The organism is Corynebacterium sp. 51B, from assembly GCF_008930785.1.
In the GTDB taxonomy this organism is placed as follows: Bacteria; Actinomycetota; Actinomycetes; order Mycobacteriales; family Mycobacteriaceae; genus Corynebacterium; species Corynebacterium megadyptis.
Genome location: NZ_PQMK01000004.1, coordinates 212142 through 229390 on the forward strand (window position 1 = coordinate 212142; position 17249 = coordinate 229390).

The 17249-nt window shown below is 64.3% G+C and carries 18 protein-coding genes; 9 read left to right on the top strand and 9 right to left on the bottom strand.

Annotated features, from left to right (window positions below; genetic code table 11):
* Positions 1-131 precede the first annotated feature (131 nt).
* The 3 genes from GBB14_RS06655 to serS are packed head-to-tail and all read right to left on the bottom strand — an operon-like array spanning position 132 to position 3223.
* Positions 132-998, bottom strand: coding sequence for an HAD family hydrolase (locus GBB14_RS06655; RefSeq protein WP_151529043.1), 867 nt, complete (start codon positions 996-998; stop codon positions 132-134).
* The gene (locus tag GBB14_RS06660; RefSeq protein ID WP_151529044.1) at positions 995-1906 is read right to left on the bottom strand and encodes a 1-acyl-sn-glycerol-3-phosphate acyltransferase; all 912 of its coding nucleotides are present in this window, start codon (positions 1904-1906) and stop codon (positions 995-997) included. The genes GBB14_RS06655 and GBB14_RS06660 overlap by 4 nt, the downstream gene beginning before the upstream one ends.
* Before the next feature lie 57 nt (positions 1907-1963).
* Entirely contained in the window at positions 1964-3223 is a 1260-nt protein-coding gene (gene serS, locus GBB14_RS06665; protein WP_151529045.1) for a serine--tRNA ligase, read from the bottom strand.
* Positions 3224-3338: 115 nt separating this feature from the next.
* Between serS and GBB14_RS06670 the strand changes: the two genes are divergently transcribed.
* The 3 genes from GBB14_RS06670 to GBB14_RS06680 all read left to right on the top strand — a co-directional run bounded on the left by GBB14_RS06670 (position 3339) and on the right by GBB14_RS06680 (position 5564).
* Positions 3339-4082 (top strand): GntR family transcriptional regulator, encoded by a 744-nt coding sequence (locus GBB14_RS06670; RefSeq protein ID WP_151529046.1) that lies wholly within the window; start codon positions 3339-3341, stop codon positions 4080-4082.
* A gap of 109 nt (positions 4083-4191) precedes the next feature.
* Positions 4192-5205 (top strand): septum formation family protein, encoded by a 1014-nt coding sequence (locus GBB14_RS06675; protein WP_151529047.1) that lies wholly within the window; start codon positions 4192-4194, stop codon positions 5203-5205.
* 11 nt (positions 5206-5216) lie between these two features.
* Entirely contained in the window at positions 5217-5564 is a 348-nt protein-coding gene (locus GBB14_RS06680) for a metallopeptidase family protein (RefSeq protein ID WP_151529048.1), read from the top strand.
* A 30-nt stretch (positions 5565-5594) separates the two neighbouring features.
* Here the strand turns inward: GBB14_RS06680 and GBB14_RS06685 are convergent, their stop codons facing one another.
* Entirely contained in the window at positions 5595-6275 is a 681-nt protein-coding gene (locus tag GBB14_RS06685) for a histidine phosphatase family protein (RefSeq protein WP_151529049.1), read from the bottom strand.
* Positions 6272-7198, bottom strand: a complete 927-nt coding sequence (pheA, locus tag GBB14_RS06690) for a prephenate dehydratase (RefSeq protein WP_151529050.1) — start codon at positions 7196-7198, stop codon at positions 6272-6274. Before pheA ends, GBB14_RS06685 begins: the two co-directional genes overlap by 4 nt.
* Before the next feature lie 82 nt (positions 7199-7280).
* On the opposite strand from pheA, the gene GBB14_RS06695 reads away from it, so the two are divergent.
* The 4 genes from GBB14_RS06695 to GBB14_RS06710 all read left to right on the top strand — a co-directional run bounded on the left by GBB14_RS06695 (position 7281) and on the right by GBB14_RS06710 (position 12114).
* Complete coding sequence (locus tag GBB14_RS06695; protein ID WP_151529051.1) at positions 7281-8483, top strand: amidase; 1203 nt, start codon at positions 7281-7283, stop codon at positions 8481-8483.
* Positions 8480-9193 (top strand): CPBP family intramembrane glutamic endopeptidase, encoded by a 714-nt coding sequence (locus GBB14_RS06700; RefSeq protein ID WP_151529052.1) that lies wholly within the window; start codon positions 8480-8482, stop codon positions 9191-9193. Before GBB14_RS06695 ends, GBB14_RS06700 begins: the two co-directional genes overlap by 4 nt.
* An 18-nt stretch (positions 9194-9211) precedes the next feature.
* Entirely contained in the window at positions 9212-10609 is a 1398-nt protein-coding gene (locus GBB14_RS06705) for an LCP family protein (protein WP_151529053.1), read from the top strand.
* Between the two features lie 113 nt (positions 10610-10722).
* The gene (locus GBB14_RS06710) at positions 10723-12114 is read left to right on the top strand and encodes an HNH endonuclease signature motif containing protein (protein ID WP_192796131.1); all 1392 of its coding nucleotides are present in this window, start codon (positions 10723-10725) and stop codon (positions 12112-12114) included.
* 59 nt (positions 12115-12173) lie between these two features.
* On the opposite strand, the gene GBB14_RS06715 is transcribed toward GBB14_RS06710, so the two are convergent.
* The 3 genes from GBB14_RS06715 to GBB14_RS06725 form a co-directional block, all read right to left on the bottom strand.
* Complete coding sequence (locus tag GBB14_RS06715) at positions 12174-13088, bottom strand: DUF5926 family protein (protein WP_151529055.1); 915 nt, start codon at positions 13086-13088, stop codon at positions 12174-12176.
* A gap of 55 nt (positions 13089-13143) precedes the next feature.
* Positions 13144-13869: a glycerophosphodiester phosphodiesterase family protein gene (locus GBB14_RS06720; RefSeq protein WP_151529056.1), complete on the bottom strand. Its 726-nt coding sequence runs from the start codon at positions 13867-13869 to the stop codon at positions 13144-13146.
* A 165-nt stretch (positions 13870-14034) separates the two neighbouring features.
* On the bottom strand, positions 14035-14979 hold the full coding sequence (locus GBB14_RS06725) for an L-lactate dehydrogenase (protein WP_151529057.1): 945 nt from the start codon (positions 14977-14979) through the stop codon (positions 14035-14037).
* Positions 14980-15113: 134 nt separating this feature from the next.
* Here GBB14_RS06725 and GBB14_RS06730 point away from each other — a divergent pair, with 134 nt between their 5' ends.
* Together GBB14_RS06730 and GBB14_RS06735 are read left to right on the top strand one after the other, a co-directional pair.
* On the top strand, positions 15114-15779 hold the full coding sequence (locus GBB14_RS06730) for an HAD family hydrolase (protein WP_151529058.1): 666 nt from the start codon (positions 15114-15116) through the stop codon (positions 15777-15779).
* Between the two features lie 12 nt (positions 15780-15791).
* Complete coding sequence (locus tag GBB14_RS06735) at positions 15792-16382, top strand: phosphatase PAP2 family protein (protein WP_151529059.1); 591 nt, start codon at positions 15792-15794, stop codon at positions 16380-16382.
* On the opposite strand, the gene msrA is transcribed toward GBB14_RS06735, so the two are convergent.
* Positions 16379-17032 (bottom strand): peptide-methionine (S)-S-oxide reductase MsrA, encoded by a 654-nt coding sequence (gene msrA, locus GBB14_RS06740; protein WP_151529060.1) that lies wholly within the window; start codon positions 17030-17032, stop codon positions 16379-16381. The genes GBB14_RS06735 and msrA overlap by 4 nt on opposite strands.
* Between the last annotated feature and the right edge of the window lie 217 nt (positions 17033-17249).

Below are 17249 nucleotides of genomic sequence, written 5' to 3' on the forward strand. Positions count from 1 at the left end.
CGGCCAGCACTCTGACCGCCCTTTCCGCACCGTCGGACGGGGCGGTTTCTGCGCTGTCGCCCTAGAACAGCACCCCAGACACAGCACAGCCCCCACCTGCCGGCACTGGCGGTGGGGGCTGCGCGGTGGCGTTAGGATTCGGGGAAGAGCGGCTCAAGCACGTCGGCGATCGCGCCGTCGTTGTTATCGCCAATCGTCTCATCGGCGGCGTCGCGCACAGCCTGGGCGGCGTTGCCCATGGCATAGGAGCGGCCCGACCAGCGGAGCATCTCGCAGTCATTAGGCATGTCGCCAAAGCTCATCACGTCGGTGGCGTCGACGCCGTAGTAGTTGGCCACCTTCGCCAAACCGACCGCCTTGTTCACGTTCGGAGCACATACTTCCACCAGGCCGCCGGACATGGAAAAGGTCACGTGCGCCATCTCGGCGGGGATGCGGTCGCGCAGCAGCTCGGCGATTTTCTCGGAGCTGAGGTGCTCGCTACGTACCAGTAACTTCACCGCGGAGCTGCCGAAGAGCTGCTTGTGCTCCTCTACCCCGTACTCCTGCGACTCCCAGGCGTGGGAATAATCTGGCGCCACCGCAAAGAGCTCATGGGTGGGGTCGAAGGCGGAACGCCCGGCGCGCTCGACGGCGAAATGTACCCCGCCCAGCGGTTCCAGCACCTCGGTGGCGATGCGCGCGACAGTGCGCTGGGTGTGCGGTTTCAGCGTGGCGCTATGAATGATCCTGTCTTGGGCAGAGTCATAGACGATGGCGCCATTGGCGCACACGCACAGCGGATTGATCCCCAGCTGCTCGAGGATCGGAAAGATCCAGCGCGGCGGCCGGCCGGTGGCGAGCACCACCTTCGTTCCTTCGTGCACGGCCTGGTGCAGCACACTCACTACGCGGGGTGGGATGCGCTCGGCGTCGTCGATGAGGGTACCGTCCACGTCGGTGGCAATAAGCAGCGGTCGCGCACACGTGCCGTCCGTGGGCGAAGGTGACGAGGTCATCGTTTTTTCTCTTTCATTTTCTTAGCGGCTTTCGCCTGTGCCTGCTCGGCCTTGCGAGCTTGTTTCGCTTGTCGACGCTCTTTCTCCGCCTGATCCAATAAGTCAGCCCGCTCCTGGGTGGGTGCAGAGCCGCCGATGCTCGCGGGCAGCCACGGCTCGTCGCCGGCGAAGGGGCCAAACTCCTCGGCATAGTCGCGGCGCACCTCGACCAGCATCTCGGTCATGCGATCACGCAGCCGAGCGGTGACCTCCTCGGGGCTGCCCTCGGTGGAAATCGGCTCGCCGACGCGCACCCACAGCGGCAGGTGATTGCGGCCGAGATTTTTGGGCAAGTCCTTGGTCCAGAAGCGCTGGGAGCCCCACACGACCAGCGGAATGAGGGGCACCTCGGAGCGCTGCGCGATGCGGGCCGCCCCCGTTTTGAATTCCTTGAGATCAAAGGACCTCGAGATCGTGCCCTCTGGGAAAATGCCCACCAGATGGCCGTCGCTGCAGTGCTGAACTGCGGCCTCGAAGGCATCGTGGCCGGCCTCGCGGTCCACGGGCACGTGCTTCATCGCTCGCATCACCCAGCCCACGGGGAAGGGGGCGGAGAAAATCTCCTTTTTGGTCATAAACCGCACCAGTCGCCGGCCCCGCAGGTAGGCGGGGACGCCGGCAAAGATGAAGTCCATGTAGCCGGTGTGATTCACCGCGATCACCGCCGCGCCATCGGCGGGAATATTCTCGGTGCCCTCCACCACGGCGCGGACCCCTTGGAATTTCATCACTAACCGTGCCACGGCGATGCCGATGCGATACACCGGTTCCTTCAGCTCAGCGTGCTTTGCTGCGCTGATGACCGGCTCGGAGGTGGGCACGAGGAATCCGGAGGTCTTCCGGAAACGCTGGTTGTTTTTTCTCCACATTGACGGTGTCCTCTGATGGGGTCCTGATCGGCCTAGGGCGAGCGTTGGCGGTCGGGGCTAGCTTTGGGGCTCCAGCACATCCACGCCCACATAGGGGCGCAGCTGCACCGGCACCACCACGGAGCCGTCCTTGCGCTGGTGATTCTCCAGCAGGGCCGCCAGCCAGCGGGTGGTGGCGAGGGTGCCATTGAGGGTGGCGCACACCTGGGCGCGGCCCTGCTCATCACGGTAGCGGGTCTGCAGGCGACGGGCTTGGAAGGTGGTGCAGTTGGAGGTGGAGGTGAGCTCGCGATAGGTATTTTGGGTGGGAATCCAGGCCTCGGTGTCGAACTTGCGGGCCGCGGACTGACCCAAATCGCCGCCGGCGATGTCGATCACGCGATAGGGCACCTCGATGGCGGAGAGCATATCGCGCTCCATATTCAGCAGGTTCTGGTGCTCCTGCTCCGCGTCCTCGGGCTTGGCGTAGACGAACATCTCCAGCTTGTTGAACTGGTGGACGCGGATGATGCCGCGGGTGTCCTTGCCATAGGAGCCGGCTTCACGACGGAAACAGCTCGACCAGCCCGCGTATTTCTTGGGCCCATCGCTGAGGTCGATGATCTCATCCTTGTGGTAGCCAGCCAAGGCCACCTCCGAGGTGCCCACGAGATAAAGGTCGTCGGCGGGGAGATAGTAGATTTCATCGGAGTGCTCGCCGAGGAAGCCAGTACCGGCCATCACGTCGGGGCGCACCAGCACCGGCGGCACCATGAGCTTAAAGCCGTGCTCCATCGCTTTCTTGGCCGCGAGGTTCATCAGGCCGAGCTCCAGCAGGGCGCCGTAGCCGGTGAGGTAATAGAAGCGGGCGCCCGAGACCTTCACGCCGCGCTCCATATCGAGCAGGCCGAGGCTCTCGCCGAGCTCGGCGTGATCCTTGGGCTCGAAATCCAGCTCGGGCAGGGTACCTACATAGTCCACCTCGACGAAGTCCTCTTCGCCGCCGGCGGGGGCGCCCTCCACCACGTTGGAGAGCTTCATCTGTAGTTCGTGCACCTCAGATTCGGCGGCCTTTTGCTCCGCATCGGCTGCCTTAACCTTGGCCTTGAGCTCATTAGATCCCTCGAGCAGGGCCGGGCGGTCCTCGGGGGCGGCTTGGCCAATCTTCTTAGCGAAGGCCTTCTGCTCGCTGCGCAGAGCATCCGCGTCGACAATGGCGGAACGGCGGCGTTCATCGGCGGCGAGGAGGGCGTCGACAAGCGCAGGATCGTCCCCGCGGTTCAGCTGGGACTGGCGAACGACATCTGGGTTTTCACGCAAGAACTTTAGATCAATCACATTCATCAGCCTACCGCGCAGCGGGCCAAAAATGGGACTGTCTCCACCCCAGCGCGTGGCAGAGGATACATCCATTGGTCCGCTCCGGTTATCACCAGTTCGCTAGTATGGAGGTATGTCCCCGTCCCCGTCTTTTCCCGCGCGCCCGCTCGCCGACACCGGCAAGCCCAAGCATGCCCAGCTGCGGGAAGTCCTCGAGGACATCTGCACCCACGAGCTCAAGCCCGGAGATATGCTACCTGGCGAGCGCATCCTTGAAGATACCTTCGGAGTTTCTCGCATCACCGTCCGCCGCGCGATTGGTGACCTCGTGGCTAGCGGCAAGCTCAAACGAGCTCGGGGCAAAGGCACCTTCGTCGCCCCCAACCCGCTGATCAATCGCCTGCATTTGGCGTCCTTCTCCTCCGAGATGGAAGCCCAGCAGCTCACCGCCAGTTCTAAAATCCTGTCCTCTGCTTGGGCGCCCGCCCCGCCGGAGGTGGCGAAGTTCTTCGGCACCGATCCCAGCACCCCGCACACCCACCTGGTGCGGCTGCGGCTGGGCAATGGCGAGCCTTATGCCATCGATGATGGTTGGTATAACTCCCGCTACGCCCCCACCCTGTTAGAAACCGACGTGTATAAGTCGGTCTACGCCATCCTGGATCGCGACTACGGGGTGGCCATCACCGATGCGGAGCAAACGGCCACCGCTATCAATGCCAGCCCCGATGACGCCGAGCTGCTGGGGCTTCGCCCCCTCGACGCGCTGCTCGCCGTCACGCGGGTCTCCAGCTCGAACGATAAGCCCGTGGAGTGGTGCCGCTCGCTGTACCACCCGGATCGTTTTAGCCTGAAAACACACGTACAGCGGGCCTAGCTCTTCGCTGCACCTAGGCCCCAACGACAGCGCCTCACGCTGCGGATGCCGCTGTGCACGGGACTTTAGGGCACGCCACTTACAGCCGCAGCACAGCTAAGTCGCTAGCATGGGGGACGTGAATTCGACGACTACACCCACCTGGCGCAGCGCCACCGCGCTGCGGATCTGCGCAATTGCCGCCCTCGCCGGCGGTGTGGCGATTGGCAGCTTCGACATGGTCAGAGAATCCCAAACACTCGAGGAAACCCCGGACGCCTCCCCCACGACCTCCATGGTCAAAGAGGTGGCGCCGTTTACCACCGCCGACGCCGGCTCCTGCGTGACATGGTCCTTCACCTCCGCAGGTGAGATCGCTGACTTCGAACAAACTGACTGCGCTACCCCGCACCGCTTCGAGGTCACCGCCCGCGAGGACCTGGCCGCCTATCCCTCCTCCGAGTTCGGCCCCGACGCCCCCGCCCCGGACCTCACCCGGCAGGCGCAGCTGCGCGAGGAGCTCTGCCAGCAGCCCACCATCAGCTATCTCAACGGCACCTATGACCCACGCGGCCGTTATTCCATCGCACCGGTGCTCCCCCCGCCCAGCGCTTGGGAGGCCGGGGATCGCACCATGCTGTGCGGTCTGCAATCCACCGACCCCAATGGTGTGCCGCTGGAGACCACCGGCAAGGTCGCCGATCAGGACCAGGCCCGCGTCTATGAGGCCGGTACCTGCGTGAGCATCGACGCCGCCAATGTGCCCCACACCGTCAGCTGCGATACCGACCACGTTCTCGAGGTCACTCGCGTGGTGAACCTCACCGAGTTCTTCCCGGACTCCGTGCCCACCGAGGACCAGCAAAATCAAGAACTCAACCGCGTCTGCACCCAGGCCGCGGAGGATTTCTTGGGCAGCGAGGAGAATCTCTACCAGTCCACGCTGCAGCCTTTCTGGACCACGCTGTCCGCTGATGCCTGGCAGGGCGGTTCGAAGTCTGTGAATTGCTCGCTGATCAAGGCCCGCGAGGATGGCGGCTTCTCCACCCTGAAGGGCACCGCCACCGGCCCCTTCACCATCGATGGCGCGGCCCCGCCGCCGCAGCCGGAGCGCAATCCGTTGCGCGAGGACCTCCCCCGCTAAGGACGCGCACCATGGTTGTCATCAACGATGAACGCTTCGAAGAACTCGTGGACGAGGGCCTTGACCTCGTCCCCGAGAAGCTCTTGAACCATCTCACCAACGTGGTGATCCAGATCGAGGACCGCAATCCCCGATCCCCGGGCATCCTCGGGCTCTACGAGGGGGTGGCCCTGACCGAGCGCACCAATGAATTCAGCGGCTTTTTGCCGGACACCATCACCATCTACCGCGAATCCCTCAAGGATTATTGCGCGAGCGAAAGTGAGCTCGTCGAACAGGTGCGGATCACCGTGATACACGAGATCGCGCACTATTTCGGCATTGACGACGCTCGGCTGCACGAGCTCGGCTGGGGCTAAAACCCACCCGAGCTATCAGGGCTCAGTGTTTTAGGCCCCGCCGAGCTTTTCCACGGGAGTATCTGACCAGTAGGTCAGGGTCCAGCCACCGAAAAGCTGCCCGCGCGGTTCCAGCACAATCAGTCCGCAATTCTCGAGGCGGTGATCCCGCGCGAACTCCGGCTCCAGCCCACAGGCATGGCTGGCAACCGTGCGGCTGATAGCGCCGTGATTGACCAGCACCGCATCGCGGCCAGCATCCACGTGCTCGTTGAGCATCTCAACCAGCACCGGCAGATAGCGGCTGAGGATCGCGCGCAGCGACTCCCCTCCCGGCAGCGCCGCCTGCTCGCCGCAGAGGCGACGGTAGAAATAGTCGAGGTAGAGCGCGGCATCCTCGGGATCCGTACTGCCCTCGAGGTCGCCGGCACTGATCTCGTGGACTCCTTCACGCACCAGCACTCGACCCAGCTCGCGGCCGCTGCTGTCGCGGAAGCGTTCGGCGGCGCGCATCGCGGTTTGCTGGGCGCGGATCGCCAGCCCACAATAAATCTGCCCGAGGTGCTCGCCGCTGAACTCGACGAGCTTATCCCCCAGCGCATAGGCCTGCTGCTGGCCCTGCTCGGTGAGCTCGGCTCCCGGCGGGAAGGTATCGAGCACACGGCTTTTATTGGCGTAGGTCTCGCCGTGGCGAGCCAAAATAATACGACCCTGGCGGGAGGTGGCACTCATCGCTGACCTTCTTTCATTCGGGCCACCCACGCGGTGGCGGCGTCACGTTCAGGGGTGTTGCTGGGTTGCTCCGGCGGGGCGGAATTATGTGGCCACGAGCCGAGATAGTGCAAGGACTCGCAGCGCATGTGCAAGGCCCGCAGCGCTTCGGCCACGATGGCATCGTCGATATGCCCCACCAGATCGGCGTGGAAGCGGTAGGTGCCCAGCCCAGTGCGGGTGGGGCGGGACTCGATGCGGGTGAGGTCCACGCCGCGAAGCGAGAACTCCGTCAGCGCCCCCACTAGGCTGCCGGGCACATTCGGCAGGGTGAACACCACGGAGGTCCGATCATTTCCCGTCCGCGGAGTCGGTACGCCTGCCGAGCCCACCACCACGAACTGGGTGCGCGCCCCCCGCACATCAGCCACATCGCTGGCCACCACCTGCAAGCCCCACAGCTCGGCGGCTGCCTCCGGGGCGGCTGCATAGTCGGCCTCGCCGCGGGCCACGGCTTCCGCCGCGGCGGCATTGGAGGAGGCAGGAATGAATTCAACCTCGCCCAGCAGGCGCTGCGCCGAGAGTTTCACCTGCTGCCACGCCACGGGGTGGGTGCTCAACCGCGGCGGGGTGGACGTAGGCGTGGCGTCGCCCCGCATGAATGCGAAGGAGATATCGAGGGCGAACTCGTGATAAATCTGTACCCCCTCGGCGGCGGCGAGGGCATCGAAGGTGGGGGTGACGGCCCCATCCACCGAGTTTTCGATGGCCACGCAGGCATAGTCAGCCCGGCCTTGGACGACTGCGTCGAGGGCCTCCGCCGGCGAGCACACCGGCAGCCCCGTCACATCGTCTGCGTCAAAGCAGCCGCGCGCGGCGAATGCCTGCATCGCCATCTCCGTGAACGTGCCGCGCGGACCGAGAAAAGCCACCGTAGTACTCATGATCTTTGAGTGTAGCGGCTCACTGGCACACAAACACGGGCTCCCTTTCCCCGCCGCCAGTAGCGGTCTACCATCAACATTCATGCCGCATCCCGCCCCGTCAATCGACACCCAGCTCGCCCGCATTCACCGCGAGCTGGCGGCGCTCACCCCCGCCGAGCACGGGGTGGTGCACGATGCCACCACCCAGCCCGTGGCCCCTACCGGGCATGGCCGCCTCGACGGCATGGTGCTCTTCGTCAAAGATCTCTCCGATGTGGCGGGCATGCCCACGAGTTGTGGCTCGATACATCGCCGCCACATTCCGCGCAGCCATGATCATGTCAATGAGTGGCTGCTGAATCAGGGCGCCACCATCGCCGGCAAGAGTGCCACCTCGGAGATGGGGATGACCGCCTATACCGAGCCCGTCGGCCAGGACCCCATCCTTAACCCGCTGTGGCCTGGGCGCACTCCTGGTGGTTCCTCCGGCGGCGCGGCAGCTCTGGTGGCGCGCGGCATCGTCGAGGTCGCCCACGCCTCCGATGGGGGCGGCTCCATCCGAGTGCCCGCCGCGGCATGCGGGCTGGTGGGATTCAAACCGCCGCACACTCCCGGCGAGGGCCGACTCACCGCCCAAGGCTTCCTCACCACCAGTGTGCGCCGCGCCGCTGCTCTCCACGGCTTTCGCCCCCAACCCCGCCGCCTGCGCATTGCTGTGCTCCGCGCCCCGCTGCACGGCGATGGGGAGGTCGATCCGATCATGCTCTCTGCGCTTGCCGACGCCACTAAGCAGCTCCGCGCCCATGGGCACGAGATCATCCCCGTGGACCCCGCCTACGGCCCGGAGCCCTTCGCCGCCTTCCAAACCCTGATGTGGCACAAGTCGAGCCGCATTCCTGGCCCCGCCTCCCCGATCGTGGAGTACATGCGCGAACGCGGCCGCGGCCTCGCCCCAGGAGCGCTCGAAGAGGCGCTGCGCCCCCTCGCCGCTCTCGACCGGCATGTGCGCTACGCCTGGCCCTGCGAGCTGCTGCTCACCCCCACCTTGGCCTATGATCCCCCGCCGATCGGCACCTTCAGCTCCCTAGAGCCCCAAGACGATTTCGACGAACAGACCCGCTGGACCCCGTGGGGCAGTCTCTTCAATATCACCGGCCGCGCCGCCATCTCTGTACCCTGGGCCCTGCCCGGGCGCCCGCCAGTAGGGCTCCACCTGGGCTGCATCCACGCCGGCGCCGCCGAGCTGCTCGGGGTGGCCGAACAGCTCGAAGCTGCGGGCGCACCGAAAGGAGAAGAGGCATGATTCTGGCGGAAATCCTGGTGGTTCTTCTCATCACCTTCGGTGCCTCGGGGCTACGCTCCGCCCTGCGACTGACCGATGCGTTGCTCGCGCCCGAGGCACTCAATAAACAAAGCACCACGCTCAACGCCCCCCAGTCCTCGGCGCCGTGGCTGGATCTGGGGTTGCAGCTGATATCGGCCGCCGTGCTCTGTGGCTGGGGCCTCTTGGTGGTGTACCTGCTCGCCCGCGACCGTATCTTTCTGCAGCGCCCGCGCCCGCGCGATGGGCTGAGCGGGGCCGTCTTGGCCGCACTGATTGGTATTCCGGGGCTCGGGCTGTACGTGCTGGCCTTGCACGCCGGCTGGACCAAAGAAGTGGTGGTATCCGCCTATGACGCGGGGCTGTGGGCAGGACTGATCCTGCTGCTATGGAGCTTCGCCAACGCCTTCGCCGAAGAGACCGTGGTGGTGTGGTGGCTGAGTACCCGGCTGGCGCAGCTGCGCTGGGCGCCGGTGGCCATCATTGGCGCCTCTGCGCTGCTGCGCGGCTCCTATCACCTGTATCAGGGGCTCAGCGCCGGGGTAGGCAATATTGTGATGGGCGTGGTCTTTGCCGCCTTCTACTGGAAGTTCCGGCGGGTGTGGCCACTGGTATTCGCCCACTTTTTCATCGACGCCGTGGCTTTTTTGGGCTACCAATTCCTCGATGTATCGAGGCTTGGATTGTCTTAGGCATTAGAGTATCCAGACATGGACGATTTCGCGAGAGACAAAGACGGCCGTATTCTGCGCGATCACTACGGTCGTCCCGTCAGGCGGCGCCCTCAATCGCCCCGTGCGGGGGACTCTCCCGCTTCTCGACGCAATCCTCAGTCTTCTCGCGAGCCGCAGTCGCGGCGTGAACCTCGGCGGGAACCCCGTAGGGAGCCCCGCTGGGAGCCGCAGCGCGAACCCCGCCGTGATCGCTCAATCAACCGGCCCCAGCCCGAGCATCGTGCACAGGACTATCGGCCGCAGCGCCACCGCCGCAACGAAGAATCCTTGGGGCGGCATCGCCAGCCCAGCTACGAGGAGCAACGCCAGGCCTACTATCGAGAGCACCCCGAGGCGGCACGCTCGGCTCAGCAGCGGCCCCGCCAGTACTATGCCCCAGTGCCGCAGCCGGTGCGCCGTGCACCGCAGCAGCCCCTGCAACCGCAGCCTGCCGCTACGCCTCGGCGCCGCGCCCCGTGGCGGGGCATGCGCCGACCCCGCATGGGCTGTTTCTCCATGTTCCGCTGGGCGCTGGCGATCATCGTCACCATGGCGGTGGTGGGCATGTTGTGGGCCGACACCAAATTCGAGCGGGTCGAGGCCATGCCCGCCCAGCAGATCGGTAATACCAGCGGCTCGAACTGGCTGCTGGTGGGCTCCGATTCCCGCGAGGGTCTCACTCCAGAGCAGAACCAAGAGCTGATGACCGGCGGGGATGTGGGAGGTAACCGCACCGACACGATCATGATCTTGCACGTGCCCCTCTTCGGCAAGCCCACGCTGCTGTCGCTCCCGCGCGATAGCTATGTGGAGATTCCGGGCTATGGCATGAACAAGATCAATGCTGCCTTTTCCTTCGGTGGCCCGCCGCTGCTCATCGAGACCGTCGAGCAGAGCACGGGGCTGAAGATCGATCACTACGCCGAAGTCGGCTTTGGCGGCTTCGCCCACGCTGTCGACGCCGTGGGCGGGGTGGAGCTCTGCGTGGATGAGCCCATCCACGATGACGTGATCAACTTCCACATGGAACCCGGCTGCCAGAAATTCGATGGCGCCCAGGCATTGAGCTTTGTGCGCACCCGATCCACTGCTCAAGGAGATATTGACCGCGCGGCACGCCAGCGGCAGTTCCTCGGCGCCCTCGCCAAGAAGGTGGCCTCCCCCACCACCTTCCTCAACCCCTTCCGGTCTATCCCGCTGGTCAACGGGGTAGCGGGCTCGCTCACGGTGGACTCGAGCGACCACACCTGGGATCTTTTGTGGGCGGCGCTGCACATGGCCGGCGGTTTCAACACCGAGGTCGCCCCCGTGGGCGGCATCGACTATGTGGATGTCGGATCGGTTGTGCTATGGGATAAAACCCAGGCGGAGCAACTCTTTAGCTCCCTTCGCTAGCTCTGCTGTGCATAACCCTTCACCGGCCGCGAGTTATGCACAGCTCGCGCAGCGGGCATTGTCTGTCCTGTTTTAGTGTGTGCCGCACACGCTCATTCAGGAAGGAGGCCCCCATGACCGCTAGCGACCAAGTACAGCAGATTGTTGCCCGCATCGGCGAGGATCTCGCCCAGCTCGTGGCGCTCTACGACGTCGATACCGGTGGGTTCACCTCTCTGGGGGCTACTCTCCCGCAGCTGGCGGAACTCGAAGAGCATATGGCGCTCAAGGCGCACCTCGATGTGCTGATCGCGCACCTCGCCAGCACGGAAGATCTCATGGACGTGGCGGGCACCTCCAAGCCGCGCCGTATTCTCAAGGAACGTCTCGGCTGGTCTAATTCTCGCGCCAACTCCACCATCGGCCAAGCCCGCTGCCTCTACGGAAAGCTCAAGGACGAGCCGGATGAGACGCTGACTGAGGAGCAAAACGATATCAACCGCGGCGCCGCGGAGATGCTGCGCGGCCGCACCCGCAGGCAAATGTGCGACTACCGGATCTCCGGTGATACCCGCACCGCGATAGATAAAGCCCTGCTAGGGCTGCGCACCGGCAGCGCGCTGCTACGCGAATCACTGCGCCAGAAAGCCGTGGACTATGCCCACAACGCCAGCTGCGATGACACCAGGGCCTATGTTAGGCACCTGGTTAGCAACGCCAATAGCGAGCTCAGCCCCGAACCAGCCCGCGCCGAACGCAACCGCGCTTTCACCATCACCGAGGCGGATAACGACGGCGGCAGCCGCGTCTTCGGTTATCTGCCCGAGCGCATCACCGCCAAGCTGCGGGCATGGCTAGAGCCTTTCGTCGAGCGCACCGTCGACAAAGATGACCCGCGCACCGTGCAGCAGCGCTACGCGGATGCACTCGACGCCGCCCTCGACCGCGGCGGCATCGGCGCGGCCAGCATGGTGTTCTCGGTATCGGCCAAGGACTTCGATGACACCGATCTCGCCGCCGCCGGCATGCTCTTTCCCACCAACACCGGCAATGAGCTCACCGTCAACGACGTGCTCTCGCTCGCCCAAGCAAAATATGGCTTCGTGTGCGTCCACGATCCCCGCACCGGCCAGGTGCTGGATCTGCGAAGAACCACCAGATTGGCGAATATCTACCAGCGCCTCGCGCTATTCGCCTCCGAACTCGTGTGCTCCCACCCAGGATGCTCCGAGCCGGTGAGTCGCTGCGATATCCACCACATCACCTCGTGGAATGACGGTGGCCCCACCGACCTATCGAATCTCACGCTGCGCTGCCCCGAGCACCACAGCGACAACGATGACACCAAGCAGCATCCCATAAAGGAGCACGCTGCCCGCCACCTCGAGACCGGAGTGGTCGGCTCGGCAACCGCCGAGGACCCCGAAAACCCGGTACCCAATACATCCACGGCGGCGACGCAATCGGCGGGCGCGAAAATACGCCGCCAAGCCTGGCCGCATTCACCACCAGACCCCGAACCATAGAAAAGGCCAGCTGGGAGTGATCCCCCAGCTGGCCGGTACAGCCATGACTATCGCGCGTATTAGCGGATAGTGAGCTGCCGCGACTTGATGTTGTTGAGGGCCTTACGCTCCTCGGCGTTCAGCTGCGCATCATTGCTCAGCTCTGCCGAGATCAAGGAATTGAGCTCCTCCACAGCCGGAACGCACTCCTCCGGAGTGATCGTGGGATCGAGATCGAAGACCGGAACGGTGAGACCGTGCGTGCGGAAGGCACCAGCGAACTTGGTGTCCTCGCCAAGGTGCAGTTTGCCGGCCGCCGCGATGCGGGCGAGGGCAGCGAGCAGCTTGTCCTCATCATCCTGGCGCACCCAACGGATGTGGGCCTTCTCACCGGGATCCACCCACCACAGAGCACCGGGTACGTCTGCGTGTACTTCCTGGGAGGGAATGATGGTGTCATTGGCCATCTGCAGCATGCGTGCGGTCTGCTCATCGCCGGTCTGCCCCTCCGGCACCCACCAGTTGAAGGTATCGAAGGCCTGCACGTCGAGCTCGGCATCTGCGCTCAGTAGTGCGCTCAGCTCCGGCTGGGAGCCATCTTGGTTGCTGGGCGCCAAGGTAGCGCCGGGGGCGGCGTTGATGACCCAATTGAGGGCATAGGCCAAATCCTTGCCCTGGGTCTTGGTGCGGTGCTGGGTTTGCATCGCCACAAACGCCTCGCCGCCAGCCGCCTCGTCGCGCACCAAAGCAGCGACGGCTCCCGGCAGCACGGTACAGATGTAGACCTCGCGGTCAGTTCCAGCAACGTCCACCTTGGCGTATGCGGAGGGGATGAACTCCTGCAGCGCCACCAGCTGCGGCTCGGCAGCGAGCCCCTCGAAGGGGCGGGTTTCGCCCATCAGCGCGGCGCGCTCAGCGGCACGTGCAGCGAGTTTGGCCTGCTTGCGGCTCATGCCCTCAGGCAGATTCTCACGATTCTTCTTCTTTTTGCCCATGGCACAAACATACCCGTTCGCCGCGGCGCGCCAGTTGTCTGCTCCCCAGTGGGTGTTAGACCCGCGGCCCGCGGTCTACGACCTCGCGCGCCAGAGCGGGCACATTGGTGGCCAACCACTGCACGCCATTGTCGCGGCATACGGCCATCTCCTCGGGATTGTCCACGGTCCACACATAGCTCGCCGGCGGCAAGGTGCCATTGTTGATGTGTTCGCGGGCTTTCCGCATAGCGAGACCAACCGAGGTGGGGTGAATCGTCTGCTCGCGAATGCGGTGATACCAGGCGTTGGGATCGTTGCGCAGGTAGATCCGGTCGAGCTCCGGGGCTAATTGCTGCATGCGGTTGATCGCGGATCCGGAAAAGGAGATCACGTGGATATAGGGGTCTGCTTCTAAGCGGCGGTAGCGGAGTGTTTTCACCAATTCCTCCTCCAGCATCCGGCCATAGCGCATGGGGTGTTTGCTCTCTATAAAGAGGTGCTTTCCGGGGTGATCCTCCATGATGTCAAGCAGTTCGTTGAGGGTGCAGGGCCCAGAGGGGGCCGCCGCGGTGCCGAAGTTGTACCGGCGTAGCTGCTCTACTGTCTGGGTGGATACTCGGCCGCTGCCATCAGAGACACGATCCACGATGGGGTCGTGGATACATACCAGCTCACCGCAGCGGGCCAGACGAATATCGCATTCCACCCCGTCCGCGCCCTGCACAAACGCCTCGGTGAAGGCTGTTGCGGTGAGCTCCGGATAGTCGGCGGATGCGCCGCGGTGCGCGATCACATACATTTTCTCGCTGCCTCCTGTATCAGTATCGCCCCGTGCTCGGGCGGCGGATCTTGTCGCCAGCTTTAGGATACGGGGCGCAGACGCAAAGCACCGGCCATGCCCCGTGCACCCAGTTCAGGTGCAGGACAGGCCGGTGGTGCTGAGGCGAGCGAGCGCTCTTTCTATTTAGAAGAAATTCTGCTGTACCTCGCGCAGTGCATCAGCGGACTTGGTGAAGCGCTCCATCTCGTGCTCGTTGAGCTCGAGCTCGACCACACGGTTGATGCCGTTGCGGTTCACAATCGCAGGGGTGCCGATGTAGATGTCTTCTTGGCCGTATTCGCCTTGGAGCAGAGCGGAGACTGGCAGGGCCACATCCTGGTTTTGCAGCACCGCGCGGGTGATGCGGGCCAGTCCCATGCCGATGCCATAGGAGGTGGATCCCTTGGCGTCAATGATGCGATAGGCGGCATCGCGGGTGTCTTCGAAGATCTTTTCCAGGCGCTCTTCCAGATCTGGCTCCTTGGCCAGCTTCATGCGCATGGACACACCAGCGATGGTGGCGGAGGAGAGCACCGGCAGCTCGCTGTCGCCGTGCTCGCCCACAATGTAGGCGTGGATGGAGGTCGGCGAGCAGTCGTAAAGCTCACCGAGCATGTAGCGGAAGCGGGCGGAATCCAGCACGGTACCGGAGCCGATCACGCGCTGCCACGGCAGGCCGGAGTACTTCCATGCGGCATAGGAGAGCACGTCCACTGGGTTGGAGGCGACAACCATAATGCCGTCGAAGTTATTGGCCATCACTTCGTCCACGATGGACTTCATGATCTTCATGTTCTTGTCCACCAGCTGCAACCGGGTCTCGCCGGGCTTCTGGGCGGCGCCGGCGCAGATGACCACCATGGCGGCGTCTTCACAGTCGGCGTAGGTGCCCTTGCTGACACGGGTGCGGGAGCTGGCCCAGACGACGCCGTGGTTAAGGTCCATGACGTTGCCGGCGAGCTTCTTCTCATCGATGTCGATGATGGCCAGGTGGTCCACCGTGCCCTGGTTCACCAGAGCGTAGGCATAGGCCACTCCCACGTCACCGGCGCCGATGAGCACAACCTTGTTGCCAACAATATCCTTCATTGTTTCATCCCTCGCGATGTTTGGTTTTTCGCTTTCAGCTGCCTATTGTGCCCGTTTGTTTTTGTTTTTGCCAGTATTTGGCGGCCTTTTTCGACTGAAAGTGGGAAACCCCACAGCTTCTATACTGAGACACTATGCCCCGCTACGACGCCATCCTCTTTGACCTCGACGGCACGCTCGTCGATCACGACTCCGCCGCCCGCCACGCCGCCACCCGCCTGATCCAGCACTACGCCATGGAAGGCCCAGAACACGCCCTCATCGAGCGGTGGTTCCAGATCGAAAACGAGGAGTTCTCCCGCTTCGAGCGAGGCGAGATCACCCATGCCCAGCAGCGCCTCAACCGCATGGCCCGCTTCTTTGCGGCCCCGCTCAGTGCAGAGGAGTCGCGCCGGCGTTTCGAGGTATTCGCCTCGTACTACCGTGAAGGCTGGCGCGCTTTCCCCGATGCGGCTGCAGCCTTGGCCCTCGCCGCGGACTCTGGGGCAACGGTGGCCATTTTTACGAATGGCGCCCGCGACATGCAGGCGGGCAAGCTCGCTGTCACCGGCCTCGAGTCGGCGTCGATAAGCCTCATCCCCACCGCAGAACTCAGCTGCGCCAAGCCCGATCCGCAGGCCTATCGGGAGGCGCTGGCGCTACTTGAGGTGCCGGCAGAGCGCGCGGTGATGATCGGCGATAACTACAACAACGACGTGCGTGCCGCCCGGGCCGCCGGCCTCGACGCCGTGCATGTTGCCGACCCCGCCGAGCTGCTGGAGCTGCTGCGCACTCACGTTCTCGGCGGAACGCGCCCGTAGTAGCCTTTATGGGTGCTTAGCTCAATCGACACAACATATCTTCAGTGGGGGCTGGATCACCGCTCCCCGGCGCTCGACGCGGCGGTTACCGCTTTTAGCAATATCGGCACCACCGCCCTGAGCCTGCCCGTGGCCACAGCACTCGCATTTCTTCTCACTGCGGTGCTGCGCAGCTGGACACCCGTGCTCACCCTCGCCTTGGTGGCGGCGCTGTCGACGAGCACCACCACCATCATCAAGACGCTGGTGGGACGCACCCGGCCCGATTATGCCTTCGCAGTGCCGCCCTTCGAGCCCTCATATTCTTTCCCCTCGGGGCACACGCTCAACGCCACCGTCCTTGCTCTTGTGCTCGCCTACTTTGGCAGCCGTGCGGTGCGCGGGCGCGTTGTTCGCATCCTCGTCTGGCTGGCCGCGCTGGGATATGCGCTGTGCATGGGCATCTCCCGAGTATTTCTCGCCCACCATTGGAGCACCGATGTGCTGGCCGGATGGGTCATCGGGGCGACCATCGCCGGTATGGCGATCCTGCTGGTGGGGGTACTGAGCCGCCGCCGCGGCGGGCTGCCCCTGCCGCTGGCTCCGGCCCACCCGGCGCGCTAGCCGCAGGCCACCCCCGTGGAGTGGACGGGGCAATAGCCCTCAGGGTTTTTGTGCAGATATTGCTGGTGATAATCCTCGGCCAAATAGTAGGCGCCCGCGGGGGTATCGCTGAGCTGGGCCACCTCGGTGGTGACGGGGCCGAACCCGGCCGCGGCCAGCTTCGGCTCATAGGCGGCTAGAAGCTCGCGCACGAGCTGCTCATCCTCGGCGGAATCCACAAAATAGGCGGAGCGATACTGGGTGCCCACATCATTGCCCTGGCGATAGCCCTGGGTGGGATCGTGGGCCTCAAGGGTGGCGCTAATAATCTCCCGAGCGCTGATCCGCGCGGGATCGTAGACCACCTCCACCACCTCGGTGTGGCCCGTCCGGCCCGTGCACACCTCGCGGTAGGTCGGATTGGGCGTGAACCCTCCGGCATAGCCCACGGAGGTGGAGTCCACCCCGTCGAGCTGCCACAGCAGCTTCTCCGCGCCCCAGAAACATCCCATGCCAATGATGAGGCGCCGCTGCTCCGGTTTCCACGGGCCCGTGATCGGGGTGCCGAGAACCGCATGAGGCTGAGGCTGCTCCAGCACGGGGGTAGAACCGCCGCGCAGCGCCTGCTCCTCGCTCACCATCTCAAGGGTGCGTGAAGATAGAAATCCCATAGGGCTAGCACTTTCTCTAGGGGGTAAGGGCGATGTCCACTCGGTGGTCACGTGGGGGACTCGAACCAATCTAGTCCCGCTGCCGCGTTCCTGCCACGCCCCCCTGCCGAGCCGGTTTTATCAACCATTTTGTTGCGATATTCACATTCTCACCTATCATGGGTATCAACGCCACGGCACCGCGCGGTGGCTGTGAACGTAAAAACCACGAAAGGCT

Bases quoted from the DNA above. Each gene is read 5' to 3' on its own strand.
- GBB14_RS06655 (WP_151529043.1), bottom strand. From the start codon at position 998: ATGACCTCGTCACCTTCGCCCACGGACGGCACGTGTGCGCGACCGCTG.
- GBB14_RS06660 (WP_151529044.1), bottom strand. From the start codon at position 1,906: ATGTGGAGAAAAAACAACCAGCGTTTCCGGAAGACCTCCGGATTCCTC.
- GBB14_RS06670 (WP_151529046.1), top strand. From the start codon at position 3,339: ATGTCCCCGTCCCCGTCTTTTCCCGCGCGCCCGCTCGCCGACACCGGC.
- GBB14_RS06675 (WP_151529047.1), top strand. From the start codon at position 4,192: ATGGGGGACGTGAATTCGACGACTACACCCACCTGGCGCAGCGCCACC.
- GBB14_RS06680 (WP_151529048.1), top strand. From the start codon at position 5,217: ATGGTTGTCATCAACGATGAACGCTTCGAAGAACTCGTGGACGAGGGC.
- GBB14_RS06685 (WP_151529049.1), bottom strand. From the start codon at position 6,275: ATGAGTGCCACCTCCCGCCAGGGTCGTATTATTTTGGCTCGCCACGGC.
- pheA (WP_151529050.1), bottom strand. From the start codon at position 7,198: ATGAGTACTACGGTGGCTTTTCTCGGTCCGCGCGGCACGTTCACGGAG.
- GBB14_RS06695 (WP_151529051.1), top strand. From the start codon at position 7,281: ATGCCGCATCCCGCCCCGTCAATCGACACCCAGCTCGCCCGCATTCAC.
- GBB14_RS06700 (WP_151529052.1), top strand. From the start codon at position 8,480: ATGATTCTGGCGGAAATCCTGGTGGTTCTTCTCATCACCTTCGGTGCC.
- GBB14_RS06705 (WP_151529053.1), top strand. From the start codon at position 9,212: ATGGACGATTTCGCGAGAGACAAAGACGGCCGTATTCTGCGCGATCAC.
- GBB14_RS06710 (WP_192796131.1), top strand. From the start codon at position 10,723: ATGACCGCTAGCGACCAAGTACAGCAGATTGTTGCCCGCATCGGCGAG.
- GBB14_RS06715 (WP_151529055.1), bottom strand. From the start codon at position 13,088: ATGGGCAAAAAGAAGAAGAATCGTGAGAATCTGCCTGAGGGCATGAGC.
- GBB14_RS06720 (WP_151529056.1), bottom strand. From the start codon at position 13,869: ATGTATGTGATCGCGCACCGCGGCGCATCCGCCGACTATCCGGAGCTC.
- GBB14_RS06725 (WP_151529057.1), bottom strand. From the start codon at position 14,979: ATGAAGGATATTGTTGGCAACAAGGTTGTGCTCATCGGCGCCGGTGAC.
- GBB14_RS06730 (WP_151529058.1), top strand. From the start codon at position 15,114: ATGCCCCGCTACGACGCCATCCTCTTTGACCTCGACGGCACGCTCGTC.
- msrA (WP_151529060.1), bottom strand. From the start codon at position 17,032: ATGGGATTTCTATCTTCACGCACCCTTGAGATGGTGAGCGAGGAGCAG.